16 protein-coding genes and 2 pseudogenes are annotated in these 16,704 nt (G+C 69.3%); 8 read left to right on the top strand and 10 right to left on the bottom strand.

What is annotated here, in order from left to right:
- Positions 1-166: 166 nt before the first annotated feature.
- A pseudogene (locus L0C25_RS24270) lies at positions 167-439 on the bottom strand (alcohol dehydrogenase catalytic domain-containing protein); the annotation flags it as partial.
- 215 nt (positions 440-654) lie between these two features.
- On the opposite strand from L0C25_RS24270, the gene ppdK reads away from it, so the two are divergent.
- The gene (ppdK, locus tag L0C25_RS19770; protein ID WP_271633497.1) at positions 655-3,336 is read left to right on the top strand and encodes a pyruvate, phosphate dikinase; all 2,682 of its coding nucleotides are present in this window, start codon (positions 655-657) and stop codon (positions 3,334-3,336) included.
- 74 nt (positions 3,337-3,410) lie between these two features.
- Here the strand turns inward: ppdK and L0C25_RS19765 are convergent, their stop codons facing one another.
- Positions 3,411-4,463 carry a tellurite resistance/C4-dicarboxylate transporter family protein gene (locus L0C25_RS19765; protein ID WP_271636863.1) on the bottom strand — a complete coding sequence of 351 codons (1,053 nt, stop codon included), beginning with the start codon at positions 4,461-4,463 and terminating at the stop codon, positions 3,411-3,413.
- Positions 4,464-4,652: 189 nt separating this feature from the next.
- Between L0C25_RS19765 and rpmF the strand changes: the two genes are divergently transcribed.
- The 3 genes from rpmF to L0C25_RS19750 all read left to right on the top strand — a co-directional run bounded on the left by rpmF (position 4,653) and on the right by L0C25_RS19750 (position 6,734).
- On the top strand, positions 4,653-4,823 hold the full coding sequence (gene rpmF / locus L0C25_RS19760) for a 50S ribosomal protein L32 (protein WP_271633496.1): 171 nt from the start codon (positions 4,653-4,655) through the stop codon (positions 4,821-4,823).
- 70 nt (positions 4,824-4,893) lie between these two features.
- Complete coding sequence (locus L0C25_RS19755; RefSeq protein WP_271633495.1) at positions 4,894-5,421, top strand: hypothetical protein; 528 nt, start codon at positions 4,894-4,896, stop codon at positions 5,419-5,421.
- Positions 5,422-5,492: 71 nt separating this feature from the next.
- A complete protein-coding gene (locus tag L0C25_RS19750) occupies positions 5,493-6,734 on the top strand; it encodes a geranylgeranyl reductase family protein (RefSeq protein ID WP_271633494.1) in 1,242 nt (413 codons plus the stop codon).
- A gap of 93 nt (positions 6,735-6,827) precedes the next feature.
- On the opposite strand, the gene paaI is transcribed toward L0C25_RS19750, so the two are convergent.
- Positions 6,828-7,268, bottom strand: a complete 441-nt coding sequence (gene paaI, locus L0C25_RS19745) for a hydroxyphenylacetyl-CoA thioesterase PaaI (protein ID WP_271633493.1) — start codon at positions 7,266-7,268, stop codon at positions 6,828-6,830.
- A gap of 82 nt (positions 7,269-7,350) precedes the next feature.
- Here paaI and L0C25_RS19740 point away from each other — a divergent pair.
- Positions 7,351-8,017: pseudogene (locus L0C25_RS19740) on the top strand (AIM24 family protein).
- A gap of 20 nt (positions 8,018-8,037) precedes the next feature.
- Positions 8,038-8,442, top strand: a complete 405-nt coding sequence (locus L0C25_RS19735; RefSeq protein ID WP_271633492.1) for a hypothetical protein — start codon at positions 8,038-8,040, stop codon at positions 8,440-8,442.
- Between the two features lie 20 nt (positions 8,443-8,462).
- Here the strand turns inward: L0C25_RS19735 and L0C25_RS19730 are convergent, their stop codons facing one another.
- Positions 8,463-9,413, bottom strand: coding sequence for a helix-turn-helix transcriptional regulator (locus tag L0C25_RS19730; RefSeq protein WP_271633491.1), 951 nt, complete (start codon positions 9,411-9,413; stop codon positions 8,463-8,465).
- 62 nt (positions 9,414-9,475) lie between these two features.
- Here L0C25_RS19730 and L0C25_RS19725 point away from each other — a divergent pair, with 62 nt between their 5' ends.
- Positions 9,476-10,504, top strand: coding sequence for an ATP-binding cassette domain-containing protein (locus L0C25_RS19725; RefSeq protein ID WP_271633490.1), 1,029 nt, complete (start codon positions 9,476-9,478; stop codon positions 10,502-10,504).
- Positions 10,501-11,253 (top strand): ABC transporter permease, encoded by a 753-nt coding sequence (locus tag L0C25_RS19720; protein WP_271633489.1) that lies wholly within the window; start codon positions 10,501-10,503, stop codon positions 11,251-11,253. The genes L0C25_RS19725 and L0C25_RS19720 overlap by 4 nt, the downstream gene beginning before the upstream one ends.
- A gap of 95 nt (positions 11,254-11,348) precedes the next feature.
- Here L0C25_RS19720 and L0C25_RS19715 read toward each other — a convergent pair whose 3' ends face one another.
- The 6 genes from L0C25_RS19715 to L0C25_RS19690 form a co-directional block, all read right to left on the bottom strand.
- Positions 11,349-11,546, bottom strand: coding sequence for a Trm112 family protein (locus L0C25_RS19715; RefSeq protein ID WP_271633488.1), 198 nt, complete (start codon positions 11,544-11,546; stop codon positions 11,349-11,351).
- A 3-nt stretch (positions 11,547-11,549) separates the two neighbouring features.
- Complete coding sequence (locus L0C25_RS19710; protein ID WP_271633487.1) at positions 11,550-12,020, bottom strand: T3SS (YopN, CesT) and YbjN peptide-binding chaperone 1; 471 nt, start codon at positions 12,018-12,020, stop codon at positions 11,550-11,552.
- A gap of 108 nt (positions 12,021-12,128) precedes the next feature.
- A complete protein-coding gene (locus L0C25_RS19705; protein WP_271633486.1) occupies positions 12,129-12,497 on the bottom strand; it encodes a hypothetical protein in 369 nt (122 codons plus the stop codon).
- A 94-nt stretch (positions 12,498-12,591) separates the two neighbouring features.
- Positions 12,592-12,849, bottom strand: a complete 258-nt coding sequence (locus tag L0C25_RS19700; RefSeq protein ID WP_271633485.1) for a UBP-type zinc finger domain-containing protein — start codon at positions 12,847-12,849, stop codon at positions 12,592-12,594.
- Between the two features lie 122 nt (positions 12,850-12,971).
- Positions 12,972-16,187, bottom strand: coding sequence for a DEAD/DEAH box helicase (locus tag L0C25_RS19695; protein ID WP_271633484.1), 3,216 nt, complete (start codon positions 16,185-16,187; stop codon positions 12,972-12,974).
- Between the two features lie 86 nt (positions 16,188-16,273).
- On the bottom strand, positions 16,274-16,702 hold the full coding sequence (locus L0C25_RS19690; RefSeq protein ID WP_271633483.1) for an NUDIX hydrolase: 429 nt from the start codon (positions 16,700-16,702) through the stop codon (positions 16,274-16,276).
- Positions 16,703-16,704 lie beyond the last annotated feature (2 nt).

Genomic DNA, 16,704 nt, shown 5'->3' with positions numbered 1-16,704 from the left:
CCGCGACAAGCACCCACTCGCCGGCTGCGATCCGCCCCTCGCGTACGAGACCCAGCGCGGTGACGCCGTCGTGGACCGTCGCGGCCGCCTGCTGCGAGCTGACTCCGTCGGGTACCTCGACTATGTTCTCGATGTCGGCCAACGCCTGCTCCGCGTACGCGCCCGACGCACGCAGGGCAACCTGGCGCCCGATCCACACCGGGTCCACCCCTGGCCCGACCGACGTCACCTCGCCGGCGCCGCCGCCACCCGGTACGTACGGGGGCTCGAGCGGGAAGTACTCCCCGCCCCAGCCGCTGCGCAGCAGGGTGTCCAGGTAGATGACGTCGGCCGCGGCAAGGCGTACGACGACCTGTCCCGGGCCGGCCACGGGATCCGACACCTCCTCCGCTACCAGCGCCTCTGGTCCGCCGAACTCGTGCACCCTGATCGCTTGCATGCTGCCTCCTCTTGGTCGCGTGGTCTGCCCCGAACGTAGAACCTCTAGTTACGTTGAGATCAAGTCGCTAGCCCTCGACCTCTGGGCCGCGCGTTTCGGCCGCGCCGGATCGGTTCGGCAGGGCCGGTACGTGCGGCCCAGCGGGGTGAGATCGGGCGACCGACAGGTCGCGGGTGTCCTATGCTCCGAGAATCCCCGATACCTGAGGAGCATCGATGACCGAGTACGTCCAACCGTTCGAGGCCGGCGACAAGAGCCAGTTGGACCTCCTCGGCGGCAAGGGAGCCAACCTCGCCGAGATGACCCGGATGGGTCTCCCGGTGCCGCCGGGCTTCACCATCACGACCGAGGCGTGTCGTGCGTTCCTCGAGCGTGGGGACGTACCGCCCGAGCTTCCGGTCCAGGTACGCAGCGCGATGCTGCGCCTGGAGAACCGGCTCGGCAAGCGGCTCGGCGACCGTCACGATCCACTGCTGGTCAGCGTCCGCTCCGGCGCGAAGTTCTCGATGCCCGGGATGATGGAGACCGTCCTGAACGTCGGCCTCAACGACGACTCCGTGCTCGGGCTCGCCGAGGCCAGCGACAACGAGCGGTTCGCGTACGACTCGTACCGCCGGCTGCTGCAGATGTTCGGCCGGACCGTGCTCGACATCGACGGCGCGCGGTTCTCCGACGCGCTCGACGAACGCAAGACGGCACGGGGCGTCACCCAGGACGTCGACCTCGACGCCGACGACATGCGCGCACTGGTTGACACGTACAAGCAGATCATCGCCGCCGAGTCGGGAGCGGCGTTCCCGCAGCAGCCGTCCGAGCAGCTGACCGCGTGCATCGAGGCGGTGTTCGCGTCGTGGAACACCCCGCGCGCCCGGGTCTACCGCCGCCGCGAGCGCATCCCCGACTCGCTGGGCACGGCCGTCAACGTCTGCACGATGGTGTTCGGCAATCTCGGCGCCGACAGCGGTACGGGCGTCGCGTTCACTCGCGATCCCGCGAGCGGGGCCGCCGGTGCGTACGGCGACTACCTCCCCGATGCGCAGGGTGAGGACGTCGTCGCCGGCATCCGCAACACGCTGTCGCTGGAGGAGATGCACGAGCTCGACCCCGCGTCGTACGACGACCTGCAGCGGGTGATCCGGCTGCTCGAGGCGCATTACCGCGACCTGTGCGACATCGAGTTCACCGTCGAGCGCGGCACGCTGTGGATGCTGCAGACGAGGGTCGGCAAGCGTACGGCTCCCGCGGCGTTCCGAATCGCCACCCAGCTCGTCGACGAGAACGTCATCACCATGGACGAGGCGCTGTCACGCGTCAGCGGCGACCAGCTCGCGCAGCTGATGTTCTCGCAGTTCGACCCGGCGGCGGAGCGTACGCTCCTGACCACCGCGATGGGCGCATCGCCCGGCGCAGCGGTCGGCACGATCGTGCTCGATCCACAACGCGCCGTCGAGAAGGCCAAGGACGGTCCGGTGGTGCTGGTCCGCAAGGAGACCAACCCCGACGACCTCGAGGGCATGATCGCGGCGGCGGGCATCCTCACGAGTCGCGGCGGCAAGACGTCGCACGCGGCCGTCGTCGCGCGCGGCATGGGACGTACGTGCGTGGTCGGCGCGGAGGGCGTCGAGGTCGACGAGGCGAACGCCCGCATCGTATGCGGCGACGTCACGCTCGCCGAGGGCGACACGATCAGCATCGACGGTACGACCGGCGAGGTGTTCGCCGGCTCCGTTCCTGTCGTGCCGAGCCCCGTCATGCGCTATCTCACCGACGGTGTCGCCGCGGCCGAGCCCGAGGCCGGCAGCGACGCGGCGCTCGTCCCTGCGGTCGACCGGCTGCTGCGTCATGCCGACCGCGTCCGCCGCCTGCGCGTACGCGCGAACGCAGACACGGCAGACGACGCGAGCCGTGCACGTACCCTCGGCGCGCAGGGCATCGGCCTTTGCCGTACCGAGCACATGTTCCTCGGCGAACGCCGCCCGCTGATCGAGCGGGTCATCCTGGCCGACAAGCCCGAGGAGCTGAAGGCCGCGCTCGACACCCTGCTGCCCCTGCAGCGTTCCGACTTCGGACGGCTGCTGGAGTCGATGGACGGCGACCCGGTCACGATCCGGTTGATCGACCCGCCGCTGCACGAGTTCCTGCCCGACCGCACGGCACTGTCGGTGAAGGTCGCGGTGGCACGCGAGCGCGGCGACGTCGACCCCGAGGACGTACGCCTGCTCGAGGCGATCGAGCGCCTCCACGAGTCGAACCCCATGCTCGGCCTGCGCGGCGTACGCCTCGGCATCGTCGTACCAGGGCTGTTCGGTATGCAGGTACGTGCGGTCGCCGAGGCGGCGGCCGCACGGATCAAGGCGGGCGGCACGCCTCGTGCAGAGATCATGATCCCGCTCGTCGGCTCGGTGATGGAGCTGCACCTGATCCGCCAGCAGGTCGGCCACGTGGTCGCCGAGGTGGCAGCCACCGAGGGCGTCGAGCTGGACATCCCGATCGGCACCATGATCGAGCTGCCGCGCGCGGCGCTGACGTCGTTCCGGATCGCCGACGAGGCCGACTTCTTCTCGTTCGGCACCAACGACCTGACGCAGACGACCTGGGGATTCTCCCGCGACGACGTCGAGGCGGCGTTCTTCGCGGCGTACCTCGAGCAGGGCGTGTTCACAGTGTCGCCGTTCGAGTCGATCGACGGCGACGGTGTCGGCCGGCTCGTACGCATCGCCGCGGAGGAGGGCCGGTCGACGAAGCCCGACCTCAAGCTCGGCGTGTGCGGCGAGCATGGTGGCGACCCGCTGTCGGTGCACTTCTTCCACGAGGTCGGCCTCGACTACGTGTCGTGCTCACCGTTCCGCGTACCCGTCGCCCGGCTGGAGGCCGGCCGCGCCGCGGTCGCCGGCTGAACCCTCGCCCTCAGCCCCCGTGAGCCTGACGTTCGAGTGCGACACACCAGCGTGTCGCCGCCCAAACGTCCCGCTCACGGGGCGGTTCGGGCGGGCCGGGTACGAACACCTCGATACAGGTGCACGCACATCGCGGCGAACGTCACCACCCACACGGCCAGCGCGAACCACACCTCGGCGCGACCGACCGCCGCGATCCACGACAGCTCGTCCGCGTCACCGAGCGAGATGCTCGCGAGCGCGTACATTCCGAGCGGGAACACCATGCTCCACAGGGCCGGTTGGTACGTGAGCCGCACGTGGTGGACCCCGTGTCGCCACCAACCCGCCGCGACGAGCACCGGGAACAGCCAGGACGCGAACGCCCAGAACATCAGCGACGCACCGGTGGCGATGTCGTGGACGACGTCGGCGACGACATCGGTCTGCATCGCCGCCACGCGTACGCCCGCGAGAACCGTGATCGAGGCGGCTCCCATCGCCACCCAGTACGCCGGTCCGAAGTCCGCCGGCTCGACCTCGTACAGGACGAGGCGCAGGCCGACCAGGACCACAGCCGTCACATACAGGAAGCAGCCGACCGCCCAGGCGACGAAGGCGAGGAACGCGAGCCCGTGCTGCGCGTGGTCGGCACCGGGCTCCAGCGTCCCCGCGAGGACGGCGATCGACTGCGACGCCACCGCCCAGATGAACCAGGACCCGTCGGCGCGCCGTAGCGCCGTCGGCCCGTCGTGGCGCACCAGCGTCATCCAGGGCACCAGGTAGCCGAGGACCAGCCAGACCGCTGCCGCGGCCACCAGCAGGACGTACGCGAGCCAGTCCTGCCCGGCGACGACGAGCCGGTCGCCCAGGACCGTCGAGCCGGCGACCACGGTGAAGAAGCCGAACGCGCGCTGCGGGTCACGTGCGTCGGCCACGACCTGCCGCGGAAACGCGACGGCCCGCCAGATCGTCATTGCGAGGAGCACCAGGTACGCAACGGACGCGACGACGAACAGGGCGCGCGACAACGTCTGCCGGTCGGCGGCGTGCAACGCGACCGAGATCGCCCCGCTCGCCATGACCAACGCGAAGTAGACCGGCGCGAGCGTACGTACGCCGCCACGGGCACGGTCGAGGACGCGCATGCTCACGTGCGGAGGCTACCGTTGACGGGCCGTGGTGGCCGCGAGGCGCCGAATTGGGACGCGCGCGTCGGTCCTGCTAAAGTGGTGCGGCCAGGACGACCGGTCTACCGCGCTCTGGCCTGGACCGTTCGCACGGTCGCCCCCCCCCGAACCCTCGGCACCGTGTAGTCGACCTCGAAGGAATTCACGATGGCTGTTCCCAAGCGCAAGATGTCCCGATCCAATACGCGTTCGCGACGCTCGCAGTGGAAGACCACCCCGGCCGATCTCGTCCCGATCAACGTCAGCGGCCGTGAGATCCAGGTTCCCCGGCGCCTCGTCAAGGCCTACCAGCGCGGCCTGATCTCCCCCGACGACTGAGCTTCGCTCCGTACGTACGACGCCACCGCGGTCGCGGCGGTGGCGTCTTCGCGTACCTACCGATGGCCCCGTGGCTTCACCGCGATTTCGCGTGCAGTCGGCTCTTCGTGGGTTTACATTCCGCGCAAACCGGGTATACATGTCAGGCATGAGAGCGACAAAGCTGACCGCAGGGGCGGCTGCTGCAGTCGTCGTGGTGACCACCGCGGCACTGATCCCGGCCAGTGCCGATGCGGCCGCAAAACCAGACTCCGCCTCCAACGTCGTCGTCAAGACCGAATCTCTGCGCGAGCTCGAGATCATCCGGCAGGGCGCTGACAACGAACTCGAGATCACCCGCCAGAGCCCGGACAACGAACTCGAGATCACCCGCCAGAGCCCGGACAACGAACTCGAGATCACCCGCCAGAGCCCGGACAACGAACTCGAGATCACCCGCCAGAGCGCGGACAACGAACTCGAGATCATCCGCCAGAATCCGAAGCTCAACACCATGACGCTTCGGGCAGACAACGCGCGCGAGCTCGAGATCATCCGCCAAGGCGCTCGCAAGTCCTCCAACGACGAGCTCGAGATCATCCGGATCGTCCCGGCCTGACTGCCCCGGCGACACCGCCACCCTGACACCCGACACGGCGTGACGGGGCGGCTGCCTGCGACACTTGGTGCGTGAGCGACACTCCCGACCACACCGACGTCCTGGTCGTCGGCGCCGGACCATCCGGTGCGGCGGCCGCCGCGTGGGCCGCCTCCCGCGAGTTGGACGTCGTGCTCGCCGACGCCGCCGTGTTCCCGCGCGACAAGACCTGCGGCGACGGGCTCACGCCGCGGGCGATCAACGAGCTCGACCGGTTGGGCCTCGACCCGTGGATCCGCTCCCACGGTACGAACCGCGGCCTGCGCGCCAACGGATTCGGCCAGGAGCTGCTGCTCCCCTGGCCCGGCGGCTCGCTACCCGACTACGGCTCGGCCGTGCGTCGGACCGAGCTCGACGACCGCATCCGCACGAGCGCCGTGAAGGCCGGTGCGCGTGCCGTCGACGACGCGCGCGCGATCGACGTACTCCGCGACGGTGAGCGGATCACGGGCGTCGTCTTCCGCAGCGGCGACGGGGAGACCTCGACCATCCGTTGCCGCCGCCTCGTCGTGGCCGACGGCGTACGTTCGCCGGTCGGTCGGATGCTCGGCCGCGAATGGCATCGATCGACCGCGTACGGCGTCGCCGCCCGCAGCTACATCCGGTCCGAGCGCAGCGACGACCCATGGATCTCGTCGCACCTCGAGCTTCGCGGCGAGAGCGGCGAGCTGCTGTCCGGATACGGCTGGATCTTCCCGCTCGGCGACGGCGAGGTGAACCTGGGCGTCGGCACGCTCGCGACGTCCAAACGTCCCGCGAACGTCGCCCTGCGGCCACTGATGCAGTTCTACGCGCGCAGCCGCCGCACCGAGTGGCGACTCGACGGCGACCTCCGTGCTCCGACGTCGGCGCTACTCCCGATGGGGGGCGCCGTCTCAGGTGTCGCCGGCCCGAACTGGGCGATCATCGGAGACGCTGCCGGATGCGTCAACCCGCTGAACGGCGAGGGCATCGACTACGGGCTCGAGACCGGCCGGTTGGTCTCGGAGATGCTCGCGGCCGGTGACGACCTCGAAAGGGGTTGGCCCGCGACGCTGCGGCGCCACTACGGAGAGGCCTTCTCGATCGCGCGTCGGCTTGCGGGTTTGATCACCGTGCCGCGGCTCCTCCCTGCGCTGGGGCCGGTCGGCATGCGCTCGCACTTCCTGATGACGATCGCGCTGCGGGTGATGGGCAATCTCGTGACCGACGAGGACCGAGACGCCACCGCCCGGCTCTGGCGCTGGGCGGGCCGGCAGTCGCTGCGCCTCGACGAGCGTCCCCCCTTCCGCTGAACGGTGAGGAGAGAGTTCTGGCCCCTTGACGAGAGAATACGGGTCGGTCGCACCTGACCTGCAATCTCTCGTCAAGGGGCCAGAACTCTCTCCTCACCGTAATAGGGGGCGGCCGAGCGACCGGCTACGGCCACGCAGCTCGGCAACCCGCTCGCCGTCATCGGGCTGTCCGCGCCACACGGTGACGTCGTAGATGCCGCTGCGCCCGGCCCGCGTTCGCTCCGCCGCGACCGCACACAGCTCGTCGCCGAGGTGTGCCGGCGTCAGGAACGCGATGTCGAAGCCCGACGCGACCGTCACCTCGTCGTAGCTGTTGCACGCGAACGCGAACGCGCTGTCGGCCAGCGTCGCGATGTAACCGCCGTGGCAGATGTCGTGGCCGTTGACCATGACGTCGGTGATCGCCATCGACAGCACCGCGCGCCCCGCGCTCACCTCGAGGATCCGCATACCGAGGTGCTGGCTCGCCCGGTCGGACGACCACATCTCCTCGGCGCATCGGCGCGCCAGCTCGTCTCGATCCGTCTCCGGCATCGTTGCTCCGATCGTCGACTGCAGCGACAACGGTAGCGGGGGTGCGTGATCGCCGGACCCTGCTGCACGCATAATTGCCGCCATGCGAAGCGACCTCTTCTCTCAGGCCCACAACGAAGTCCAGACCGCAGACCGGTTCGCCCTGCAGAACAAGAAGCTGCTGAAGGTGACGCTCGGCCCCGACGTACTCGCCACCAAAGGCGCGATGGTCGCCTACCAAGGCCAGGTGCAGTTCCACCACGAGGGCTCCGGCAGCGTTACGAAATTCGTCAAGCGCGCCGTGACGAGCGAGGACAACCCGCTGATGCGGGTCAGCGGACAGGGCGAGGTCTTCTTCGCCGACACGGCGAGCGACGTCTTCCTGATCTCGCTCGAAGGTGACGGCATCAGCGTCAACGGCACCTCGATCCTGGCGTTCGACTCGGCACTGCAATGGGATGTCCACCGTACGAAGGGGGGCCGGCATCGCGGCGGGCGGCCTGTTCAACACCCTCCTCCAGGGGCAGGGCATGGTCGCGCTGACCTCGCACGGGGCACCCACGATTCTGGACTGCTCGCAGCAGCCCACGTACGTCGATACGCAGGCCGCGGTGTGCTGGTCGGCGAACCTCGTCCCGAACCTGACCAACAGCATGAACATGAAGTCGATGCTCCGCGGCGGATCCGGCGAGGCGGTCCAGTACGCGTTCCACGGCCCGGGGTTCGTCGTCGTACAGCCGTCCGAGGGCTACCCCGTCCCCACGGCGTGAAGTCCGTAGGCGCGGGCTCCATGGTGACTACGACACTCGGTGTACGTACGGCGACGGCGGTCGTGTTTGCGACGGTGCTGCTGACCGGATGCAGCAACAGCTCGAGCGACGCAGGTGAACAGGACGCGGGATCCGGCTCCGATTCCAAAGCCTCCGGATCGGCGCCCGAGTGTGTCGGCGACGGCAAGGGAGAGATCGCCGTCGGCGCGGATACGTCGAAGCTTCCCGGCGGAAGCACGGTGGCGTTCGGTGAGTCCGACCTCGAGGCGGAGAAACCGACGGTGACGTTCGACCTCGGCAAGTCGTCCAAGGTCGAGCGCAAGCACGCATCGGATCTCTCGGTCGGCGACAAGTTCGGTGTCCAGCGTGGGTTCTACGTCGTCGTCTCGATCTGCTCCGACGAAGCGACGATCGACGAGTTCTGACGGCGGCCGGGCACGCCGACTCAGCGTGCGGCGCGGCCGAATCGTTCGGCGACGTCACGGACGTACCCGCGCAGCTCGTCGGGCGACTCGATCTCGAAGTCGGCGCCCACCGAGGCGACGACCATCGCCGGCCAATCGAGCTGGTCGACGCTCATCGACAGCCGACACGACGCGTCGTCGATCGGCTCGACCTCTCCCCAGCGGCTCACCGTGCGCTGCACGAGATCGGCCGGTGCGTGCACGAGGATGCGCACGTCGTATTTCGTCGGCCGGGATGCGATGCCGGCCTTGACGAACTCCGCGGCGTCGGCGGCCGGCAGCTCGCGCGGCCGGAAGGGTACGCCCTGCAGCGCCGGTTCCGTCAGCCGGTCGACCCGGAAGCTGCGCCAGTCGTGGCGTTCGAGGTCCCACGCGACCAAGTACCACCGGCGGCCGAGCGAGACCAGCCGATGTGGCTCGACCAGTCGGTCGGCGGCCGCGCCGTCGTACCTGGTGTACGCGAACCGCAGCCGTTCACTGTCGCGGCAGGCCTGTGCCAGCGTGGACAACGCGACGGCGTCGATCGTCGGCCCGGCCAGTGGCGCGGGCACGGTGTACTCCTGCAGCGCGTCCACCCGACGCCGCAGCCGCTTGGGCATCACCTGAACGATCTTCGCGAGGGCTCGCACCGATGCGTCCTCGACGCCCGAAACGACTCCGCCGGCCGCGGCACGCAGCCCGACGGCGATCGCGACCGCCTCGTCGTCCTCGAGTAGCAAGGGCGGCAGCGAGGCGCCCGCCTGGAGCTGGTAGCCGCCCGCGGAACCCCGGCTCGCGTCAACGGGATAGCCGAGCTCGCGAAGCCGGTCGACGTCGCGGCGGACCGTTCGCGAGCTGACCTCGAGTCGGTCGGCCAGCTCGGTGCCCTGCCAGTAGCGATGGGTCTGCAGCAGCGACAGCAGACGAAGCATTCGTGCACTTGATCCAGACATGTTTCCAGAATGACCTCGAAAGCGGACATTACCTGACCTAAAGCATTCCTAGCGTAGTCCTCATGAACACCACGACAGGCACCAGGATGATCGAAACCCACGGACTCACCAGGCATTTCACGTCGGGCAAGCGGACCGTGGAGGCGGTCCGCGGACTCGACCTCACCGTCGAACGCGGTGAGCTGGTCGCGCTGCTCGGGCCCAACGGCGCGGGCAAGTCGACCACGTTGCGGATGCTCACCACACTGATCTCGCCGACCGAGGGAACGGCGATGGTCGCCGGTCATGACGTCACGGGCGATCCGCGCCACGTACGCCGCCGGATCGGTTTCATCGGCCAGGGCAACGGCGCCGGGCACCAGCAGCGCGGACGTGACGAGCTGGTCACGCAGGGGCGCGCGTACGGGCTGTCCCGGTCAGACGCACGGGTACGCGCGGGCGAGCTCATCGAGTCGCTCGACCTCGCAGAGGTCGCCGACCGCAAGGTGTCAACGCTTTCCGGCGGCCAGCGGCGACGACTCGACATCGCGATGGGTCTGATCCACGCGCCCGAGCTGCTGTTCCTCGACGAGCCGTCGACCGGACTCGACCCGCAGAACCGCGCGAACCTGCAGGAGCACATCGTCAGCCTCCGCGAGCGCTTCGGTACGACCGTCGTACTGACCACGCACTATCTCGACGAGGCCGACTCGCTCGCCGAGCGCATCGTCGTCGTCGACCACGGGCTCGTCGTCGCCGACGACACCGCCGCGCGGCTGAAGGCAGACCTCGGCGGCGATCGGGTCACCCTGCGGTTCGCGAGCGCCGAGGTCGCCGGCGTCGCCGCCGAGCGGATCGGTGCGGCCGAGGCTCCTGCCCGCGTGTCGCGTACCGGCGAACGGGTCGACGTACGCGCCGAGGGCGGTCCGGAGCTGCTGGCGAGAGCGATCGGCGAGCTGTCCTCCGGCGGCATCGCCGTTCAAGCCGGCGAGGTGGCGCGCCCGACGCTCGACGACGTCTTCCTCGGGCTCACGGGTCGAAGCCTTCGTGAGGGCCACTCGACATCCGAAACCAACGACTCGACCACCGACCTCGAGGAGATCGCAGCATGAGCACCCTTGTCCGAGACACCGGAATCGTCTTCACCCGCGAGCTGCGGCCATTGCTGCGCGAACCGTTCACGGTCGTGTTCTCGATGATCCAGCCGCTGTTTTTCCTGGCCCTGTTCGCGCCGCTGCTCACCAACGTGCCCGGGCTCGGCACCAACGCGTTGCAGTGGTTCGTACCCGGCATCGTCGCGATGTCGTGCCTGTTCGGCGCGTCGATGACCGGCTCCAACCTGCTGTTCGAGATGCAGAGCGGCTCCCACGAACGCACCCTGGTCACGCCGTTGTCCCGCCCGTCGCTGCTGATCGGCCGGGCGCTCAAGGAGATCGTGCCGGTGCTCGTCCAGGCGGTGGTCGTCGTGGCGATCGTGACCCCGTTCAGCTTCGAGCTGCACGTACCCGGGATCATCGTCGGGCTGGTGATCCTGTCGGTGTTCTGCGTCGGGCTGGGCTCGCTGTCGTACGCACTCGCGCTCGCTGCCAAGGGACAGGACTGGATCTTCTGGACCGTGCAGCAGACGTTCCTCTTCCCGGTGCTCCTGCTGGCCGGAATGATGCTGCCGCTGGACGGCGCGCCGGGCTGGTTACAAGCGCTGTCGAACGTCAACCCGCTGTCGTACATCGTCGACGTCGAGCGCGACCTGTTCAACGGGACCTTCGACGCGCAGTCGATCGGCGCCGGCACGCTCGCCGCGGCCATCGTGTGCGCGATCGGCGTCGCGGTCGGCACCTCCGCGATGCGAAAGTCCAACTGACGCACGGTGAGGAGAGAGTTCTGGCCCCGTGAGGAGAGACTTCCGGCCCGGGCCGCGGGCCAGGATCCTCTCCTCACGGGGCCAGAACTCTCTCCTCACCGTTGCAGGATCTGCTCGTGCTCGGCATCGTCGACGTCGCGCGCCTCGTCGACCAGCAGGATCGGCACCTCGTCGCGGATCGGGTACGCCCGGTGCAGCCGCGGGTTGTAGAGGAACTCACCGTCGACGTCGACCAGCGGCCCACGATCGTGCGGGCAGGCCAGGATGGCGAGGAGGTCCGGATGGATCGGCATCGCTCAGTCGCGCTCGACGACGTACTCGCCCGACACCCGTTTGTCGAGCCCCTCGTCGAGGCTCGCGATGGTGTCGGAGAGTCCGCCGATGGCGATGCTCAGGTGGTCGGCGACCCACGGCATCGTGAAGACGTACGCGAAGGCCACGATCGCGCCCTGGGTGTAGATGAACTTGATCGGACCGGGCTGGGCGTTCAGCTCGTTCGCGAGCTCCTCGGCGGCGGGCGGGTTCGTGATCTCGACCAACACCGGCGACATCAGCTCCATGACCGCCTGGTCCTCGAACGGACGCAGGATGATCTCGGCTTCGTCGGTGCGAATCGGGAAGTCGCCGTCCTCGTCGCGTTCCGGCGTCTCGTCGCTCCACTCGCGCAGGGCCTGCTCGATCAGCTCCTGGAGGTGGGCGCGATCCTTCGGCATGACGCCGGATGGCTGCTGTGCCCAGCTCATACCGATGCTGCTCGGATCGCTCATTCGGATCTCCTTCGTGACGGCTGCGGGCGTACGTACCGACGCTACCTGGTCGATAGGCCCCGGCGGGACCCGGAGGCCCCATCGGTCATCGTCGCCCGGGCGATCCGATCAGACTGCCTTGTGGTAGGCCCGGTTGTCGCGGTAGTTGACGTACACGTGGAGCGTTCCGCTGCCGCAGTATCGGTACTTGCGGATCTCCCACTTGTGCCCCTCGGCATGGGAGATCGTGTGTCGCTTGCCGTTGTAGCCGATGATCTTGCGCACCTGGCGCAGGGTCGACGCGTTCTTGCCCTTGGCGTCGATCCGCTTGTATTCCTTCCGGGTCGCGCATTTCTTCCCGCGCTCCTGGTCGGCAGCGGAGGCCTTGACCACGGTCGCCGGTCGGTCGTCGGCGGGTGCTGGCGAGGCCGCAATCACCGGCGCCATCGACATGGTCAGCCCGACGGCGAGCGCGGCCGCTCCCCCAAACTTGCGCAAAGGTCCACTCCGTTCGCTCTGGCCTGCCCGCTCCCTCTGGCGGGACATCCACTGTGTCAGATGCCGCCGACACCGCGTACGGCGGCGGCTCCGGTCAGCCGATGACCCGGTGGATGAAGCAGAAGCGCCAGAACTCACCCGGCTCGATCGAGCGGGCCGTCGGGTGGCCGGTCGCGTTGTAGTGCGCGGATGCGTGCCGCTGCGTCGACGAGTCGCAGCACCCGACCTGCCCACAGCTCAGGCATTGGCGCAGGCCGACCCAGCTGCTGCCGGCCGCGACACACTCCGGGCACTCGAGGGCTTCGGGTGGGTCGGGCGACGAAGCACTCTGCAGGTGCTCGCACGCTGCCATCGTTCGTACTCCTCGTCCCGTGTAACTGCATTTTACATCTGCGAACGGCGCCCCATTGCGCGAACCCGAGCACCCAACCTAACTGCTCGGGCGGGCGGCGACAGCAATTCGAGAAACGACGCTCAGCCCAGCAACCCGCGGATGTCGTTCGCGGACAGCGGCGCGGACAGCTCCCCGGCAGTGTCGTCCAGCACCCGCGCGACGAGGTCGCGCTTGCGGGCCTTGAGCTCCATCACCTTCTCCTCGATGGTGTCGGCCGATACGAGGCGGTAGATCATCACCCGCCTGGTCTGCCCGATGCGATGCGCGCGATCGACCGCCTGCTCCTCGACGGCGGGGTTCCACCAGGGGTCGAGGACGAAGCAGTAGTCGGCCTCGGTGAGGTTCAGCCCGAACCCACCGGCCTTGAGGCTGATCAGGAACACCGGCGCCCGACCGCTCTTGAACTCGTCGACGGCAGCGGCGCGGTCGCGGGTGGTGCCGTCGAGATAGGAGTACGCGATGCCCTCGGCGTCGAGCCGCTCGCGTACCCGACCGAGGAACCGGGTGAACTGGCTGAAGACGAGCGCGCGATGGCCCTCGTCGACGACCTCGCCCAGCTGCTCCATCAGCGCGTCGACCTTGCTGGATCGAACGTCGGCGTAGGCATCGTCGATCAGGTACGGGTCGAGGCTGAGCTGGCGCAGGAGTGTCAGGGAGCGCAGGATCGTGAAGCGGTTGTCGTCCGGCTCGTCGAGCAGGCGGAGGATCTTCTGCCGCTCGCGCTGCAGGTGCGTCTGGTACAGGCGGCGATGCTGCGGCGACAGCACCACCTCGAGGACCTGCTCCTGCTTCGGGGGCAGATCGGCGGCGACCAGCTCCTTGGTACGCCGGCGCATCAGCGGGCGCACCCGGCGGCGCAGGCTCTCGAGGGCCTCGGTGTCCTTGCCGCGCTCGATCGGGTTGCGGAAGCGCTCCTTGAAGTGGTTCGGGTTCGGGAACAGCCCCGGCGCCACGATCGACAGCATCGACCACAGGTCCATCAGGCTGTTCTCCAGCGGCGTACCGGTGATCGCGACCTTGAACGGTGCCGCGAGTCGGCGTACGCACTGGTACGTCTTGGCCTGGTGGTTCTTCACGAACTGCGCCTCGTCGAGCACCAGCCCCGACCAGTCGAGCGCGTCGTACGCGTCGTACTCGAGCCGGAAGAGGGCGTACGACGTGACGACGACGTCGGCATGCCCCACCGCGGCGCGCAGCGGCATACCGCGACGGGCAGCGGTCTCGGTGATGGAGACCAGCTGCAGACCCGGTGTGAACCGCTCGCACTCGCGCGCCCAGTTCTGTACGACGCTGGTCGGCGCGACGACGAGGAACGGGCCCGCGGCAGGCTCGGTCGCGCGGGCGCGCACGATCATCGCGAGCGTCTGAAGCGTCTTGCCGAGGCCCATGTCGTCGGCGAGGATGCCGCCGAGGCGGTGCTCGTACAGGAAGCTCAGCCACCGGAACCCGTCGAGCTGGTACGGGCGCAGCACGGCGTCGACACTCGCGGGTACGTCGAGCGGCTCGATCGAGTCGAGGTCGAGCAGGCCGTCGACGCGCCGCTGCCAGCGGCGGCTCTGCGAGCCCACGACACCCAGCTCGACCAGCTCCTCCCACAGGCCGACCTGGAACGGGCTGATCCGGAGGCCGTCGGAGTCGCGATCCTGCAGCGACCGGGCCTCCTCGATCAGCCTCCGGAGGCGATCGAGACCGGGGTCGTCGATGCGGAAGTACGTACCGCTGTCGAGGATCAGCTGCGAGTCGCCGCGGGCGAGCGCGGCGAACAGCTGCTCGAACGGGACATCCTCACCGCCGACGCTGACCGTGACCCGCAGGTCGAACCAGTCGGTGCCGTCGGCGTCGTCGGTCGCCGAGACACGAACGAGCGGCGTGCCGTCGGCGGCCGCGTAGGCCGGGACCTCGCCGCTCGTGTCCACGTCGATCACCGGCTCGGCGTCGAGCACCGGCAGGGCGTCCTCGACGAATGCGGCGGTGTCCATGCCGTGCAGCACCGCGTCCGCCGCGATCATGCCGGACCTGTCGAGCAGGCCGCTCCAGCGCGAGACGATGCGGGTCGCGCGGACGAGCAGCTCGCGCTCGGCACCGGGGTCGCGGCGCCCGTCTGCCGGGTCGTCGAGCCGGTACGCTCGCTCGTCGTCGTCGGCCGCGTAGACGTACGACCAGCCGAGCCGCACCTCGTGGCCGGGCCGGAAGGCGGCCGACAGCCGCAGCCGTGGAGCGGCGATCTCGGGCAGCTCGACGGTGTCGTCGCTGGACCGGACCTCGACGGCACGACCGAGCACGGGGTAGTAGTCGGCCACGAACGCGTCGACTTCGTCGGCCGGGATGGCGATCGTCTCCCCCAGCAGCCGCGTGACGTGCTCACTGGGCGGCTCGGCGAGCGGCACCAGCTCCAGCGAGCCGCCAGTCTCGCGGAACAGGCCATGGGGCGGCCAGCCGAGCAGCCCGACCGAACCGATCGGCACTCGCTCATCGCCGATGCGCACGCCGGGCGCGAGCGTGACGTCGCGGTCCGTGCCGCGCGAGACATCGAGGAAGACCGCGGCGCCGACGGCGCGGAGACCCACCGGCCCGTGGCTGCGGCCGACGAGGTCGAGGCCGATCTCGCGGGCCTCGGCGAGCAGCTTCCAGATCGCGGGCGGGAAGTCACCGAGATCGAGCTCCGCCTGGTCGTACGCATAGCGGGTCGCGTCGCCCGCGCTCGCGTACACCTGCCGGAGCAGCTCGACATGATCGGACCGGCACGGCGTCTGCCGCCAGGGGTCGCGCAGGTCTCGCCACGAGATGCCGGCACGGATCCAACGCCCGCGCTTGCCCAGCATCAGCGGACGGATCGTGACCCTACGCAGCTGCTCGAGTCGAGGGTCGTACGCGGCGGCCGAGTCACGCGTGGCGGTGAACTGCAACGCCAGCGGCGCCTCGTCGGGCAGCGGGGCGTCGTTCGACCGGACGAAGTCGTCGAGTGCGCGCCGCCAACCCGTCGAGCGGGTGACCGGCAGCGGGGCGACGTGGTCACGCGCCGCGATCATCGCGGCCGCGGCGTGCTTGCAGTTGACGCCGACCGGGCAGGTGCACGTCGCGGAGACCCGCGTCGCCGAGATGTCGTGCTCGGCCACCACGATCAGCTGGTACGGATCGGCGGCGGTGCCGCGAACCCGCCCGAAGATCACGTTTCGGTTGACCTTGACGTGGCCGACATGGCCGTCGCGCGCGTACGCCGCACCGCGCTGGAACGCTGGGGTACCTACCGCGGCCTCGATCGCCGAGTCGCTCAGCGCCGCCGCCCAATCCACCATGCCACCGACGATATGGGCTACCACCGACGTCTCGCGACGGCGCGCCTGTGATCTGTGGACGAGCCTGTGTATGGCGCGGTTCGACCCTAGCGGTGCATCGCGTCGGCGAGTATCCGTGCGTGGTCGAACGCGAGCCGCGCTTCGTCGAGCTCCTCGACTCGATGCCAGCCGGCCGCCGCGGCATCGTCTCCCGCCGTCGCCTCGACGACCTGGTCGAGCAGCGCGACGTACGCGATGCTCACGGTCCGCCCGCGCGGGTCGCGGTCGGGCTCGCCGTACGCGCCGACCTGTGCGATGGGCACCTTCGATATGTCGACACCGGTCTCCTCGGCGAGCTCGCGTCGGGCGGCCGCGTCGAGCGACTCGTCGATCTCCACGAACCCGCCGGGCAGCGCGAGCGAACCTTCGTACGGCGGCCCGCCGCGACGGACCAGCAGCACCTGCCGGCCGGCGTCGGCGAGCACGACCATGTCGACGGTGACGGCGAACGGTGGGAACGCTGAGGTGTACGGCATCG

The organism is Solicola gregarius (genome assembly GCF_025790165.1).
Classification (GTDB): domain Bacteria; phylum Actinomycetota; class Actinomycetes; order Propionibacteriales; family Nocardioidaceae; genus Solicola; species Solicola gregarius.
Note: the sequence above shows the minus strand (reverse complement) of the source record. Positions and strands in the feature narration are given on the sequence as shown.

Bases quoted from the DNA above. Each gene is read 5' to 3' on its own strand.
- ppdK (WP_271633497.1), top strand. From the start codon at position 655: ATGACCGAGTACGTCCAACCGTTCGAGGCCGGCGACAAGAGCCAGTTG.
- L0C25_RS19765 (WP_271636863.1), bottom strand. From the start codon at position 4,463: ATGCGCGTCCTCGACCGTGCCCGTGGCGGCGTACGTACGCTCGCGCCG.
- rpmF (WP_271633496.1), top strand. From the start codon at position 4,653: ATGGCTGTTCCCAAGCGCAAGATGTCCCGATCCAATACGCGTTCGCGA.
- paaI (WP_271633493.1), bottom strand. From the start codon at position 7,268: ATGCCGGAGACGGATCGAGACGAGCTGGCGCGCCGATGCGCCGAGGAG.
- L0C25_RS19735 (WP_271633492.1), top strand. From the start codon at position 8,038: ATGGTGACTACGACACTCGGTGTACGTACGGCGACGGCGGTCGTGTTT.
- L0C25_RS19730 (WP_271633491.1), bottom strand. From the start codon at position 9,413: ATGTCTGGATCAAGTGCACGAATGCTTCGTCTGCTGTCGCTGCTGCAG.
- L0C25_RS19725 (WP_271633490.1), top strand. From the start codon at position 9,476: ATGAACACCACGACAGGCACCAGGATGATCGAAACCCACGGACTCACC.
- L0C25_RS19720 (WP_271633489.1), top strand. From the start codon at position 10,501: ATGAGCACCCTTGTCCGAGACACCGGAATCGTCTTCACCCGCGAGCTG.
- L0C25_RS19715 (WP_271633488.1), bottom strand. From the start codon at position 11,546: ATGCCGATCCATCCGGACCTCCTCGCCATCCTGGCCTGCCCGCACGAT.
- L0C25_RS19710 (WP_271633487.1), bottom strand. From the start codon at position 12,020: ATGAGCGATCCGAGCAGCATCGGTATGAGCTGGGCACAGCAGCCATCC.
- L0C25_RS19700 (WP_271633485.1), bottom strand. From the start codon at position 12,849: ATGGCAGCGTGCGAGCACCTGCAGAGTGCTTCGTCGCCCGACCCACCC.
- L0C25_RS19695 (WP_271633484.1), bottom strand. From the start codon at position 16,187: ATGGTGGATTGGGCGGCGGCGCTGAGCGACTCGGCGATCGAGGCCGCG.
- L0C25_RS19690 (WP_271633483.1), bottom strand. From the start codon at position 16,702: ATGCCGTACACCTCAGCGTTCCCACCGTTCGCCGTCACCGTCGACATG.